A 2786-nucleotide genomic window follows, 5' to 3' on the forward strand; every position below is an offset into this window, starting at 1 on the left:
TAATTTGTGTTCGGCGGTGTCCTACTTTTCCGCCCGTGTTGGGCAGTATCATTGGCGCTGGCAGGCTTAGCTTCCGGGTTCGGGATGGGTCCGGGCGTTTCCCTGTCGCTATGGACCGCCGTAACTCTATTCTTTTTTTGGGTGGTGTGTTTTTGGTGGTGGGGCGCGGTGGTTTGATTGCGCTGTGGTGTGTGGTTGCGAGTGTGTGTAAGTTTTCGGCCGGTTAGTGCCAGTTCCCTGCGCCCATTGCTGGGTGTGTAGGTCTGGTCTATTGATCCCGTGTTCTGCGGGGGGCCTTATCCCACTTAGATGGGTGAGAAGCCTGGTCTTGGAGGGGGTTTCCCGCTTAGATGCTTTCAGCGGTTATCCTGTCCGAACGTGGCTATCCAGCGGTGCCCCTGGTGGGACAACTGGTGGACCAGAGGTTCGTCCGTCCCGGTCCTCTCGTACTAGGGACAGGTTTCCTCAAGCTTCTGACGCGCGCGGCGGATAGAGACCGAACTGTCTCACGACGTTCTAAACCCAGCTCGCGTGCCGCTTTAATGGGCGAACAGCCCAACCCTTGGGACCTGCTCCAGCCCCAGGATGCGACGAGCCGACATCGAGGTGCCAAACCATCCCGTCGATATGGACTCTTGGGGAAGATCAGCCTGTTATCCCCGGGGTACCTTTTATCCGTTGAGCGACACCCCTTCCACTCGGGGGTGCCGGATCACTAGTCCCGACTTTCGTCCCTGCTTGACATGTTCGTCTCGCAGTCAAGCTCCCTTGTGCACTTACACTCAACACCTGATTGCCATCCAGGTTGAGGGAACCTTTGGGCGCCTCCGTTACTTTTTAGGAGGCAACCGCCCCAGTTAAACTACCCGCCAGGCACTGTCCCTGAACCGGATAGACGGTTCGAGGTTAGAGGCCCAATACGATCAGAGTGGTATTTCAACAACGACTCCACAATCACTGGCGTGACTGTTTCACAGTCTCCCACCTATCCTACACAAACCGAATCGAGCACCAATACCAAGTTGTAGTGAAGGTCCCGGGGTCTTTTCGTCCTGCCGCGCGTAACGAGCATCTTTACTCGTAATGCAATTTCGCCGAGTCTATGGTTGAGACAGCTGAGAAGTCGTTACGCCATTCGTGCAGGTCGGAACTTACCCGACAAGGAATTTCGCTACCTTAGGATGGTTATAGTTACCACCGCCGTTTACTGGGGCTTAAATTCTCCGCTTCACCCCCCGAAAGGGGTTGACGGGTCCTCTTAACCTTCCAGCACCGGGCAGGCGTCAGTCCGTATACCTCGTCTTGCGACTTCGCACGGACCTGTGTTTTTAGTAAACAGTCGCTTCTCACTGGTTTGTGCCACCCCCTCCCGCTGCCCACCGCGAGGGTGTTGACGGTGTGGGGGTCCCCCTTCTCCCGAAGTTACGGGGGCATTTTGCCGAGTTCCTTAACCATAGTTATCTCGTACGCCTCGGTATTCTCTACCTGACCACCTGTGTTGGTTTGGGGTACGGGCCGTGTATGGACTCGCTAGAGGCTTTTCTCGACAGCATAGGATCACCGAATTCGCCTCACTCGGCTATGCATCACCTCTCAGGATTAGTGAACGACGGATTTGCCTATCGTTCTCCCTACAGGTTTGCCCCAGTATTACCACTGACTGGTACGGCTACCTTCCTGCGTCACCCCATCGCTTGACTACTACCCACACGGGTCCCACGCAGCCGGTGACCCTCGCTCCCCGAAGGGATTGATCGGCCACCTTTTGGGTGGTTAGCAGTATGGATTCGTCAGGGACGCTCATACACGGGTACGGGAATATCAACCCGTTGTCCATCGACTACGCCTGTCGGCCTCGCCTTAGGTCCCGACTCACCCTGGGCGGACTGGCCTGGCCCAGGAACCCTTGGTCTTCCGGCGGGCAAGGTTCTCACTTGCCTTATCGCTACTCATGCCTGCATTCTCGCTCCCACACCCTCCACCACTGAATCACTTCGTGGCTTCACCGGATGCAGGACGCTCCCCTACCCAACCAAGCACGCTTGGCTGCCGCGGCTTCGGCGGTGTGCTTGAGCCCCGCTACATTATCGGCGCACAATCACTTGACCAGTGAGCTATTACGCACTCTTTCAAGGGTGGCTGCTTCTAAGCCAACCTCCTGGTTGTCTTCGCGACTGCACATCCTTTTCCACTTAGCACACGCTTAGGGGCCTTAGCCGGCGATCTGGGCTGTTTCCCTCTCGACGCACGGAGCTTATCCCCCGCCGTCTCACTGCCACACTTTGGTCTTGTCGGCATTCGGAGTTTGGCTGACGTCAGTAACCTAGTAGGGCCCATCGGCCATCCAGTAGCTCTACCTCCAACAAGAAACATGTGACGCTGCACCTAAATGCATTTCGGGGAGAACCAGCTATCACGGAGTTTGATTGGCCTTTCACCCCTACCCACAGCTCATCCCCTCAGTCTTCAACCTAAGTGGGTTCGGGCCTCCACGCGGTCTTACCCGCGCTTCACCCTGGCCATGGGTAGATCACTCCGCTTCGGGTCCACAACACACCACTACACCAAACACTGCTGTTTGGATACGCCCTATTCAGACTCGCTTTCGCTGCGGCTACCCCACCCGGGTTAACCTCGCGACATGTCGGTGACTCGCAGGCTCATTCTTCAAAAGGCACGCCATCACCCCACACAAAAGTGAGGGCTCTGACGGATTGTAGGCACACGGTTTCAGGTACTCTTTCACTCCCCTCCCGGGGTACTTTTCACCATTCCCTCACGGTACT

The 2786-nt window shown here is 56.5% G+C and carries 2 rRNA genes; both read right to left on the bottom strand.

What is annotated here, in order from left to right:
• Positions 1-8 precede the first annotated feature (8 nt).
• Positions 9-123, bottom strand: a 5S ribosomal RNA gene (rrf, locus tag ABQE93_RS26985).
• Between the two features lie 80 nt (positions 124-203).
• Positions 204-2786: ribosomal RNA gene (locus tag ABQE93_RS26990) — 23S ribosomal RNA — on the bottom strand; the annotation flags it as partial.

Source organism: Mycolicibacterium sp. XJ662, assembly GCF_053484035.1.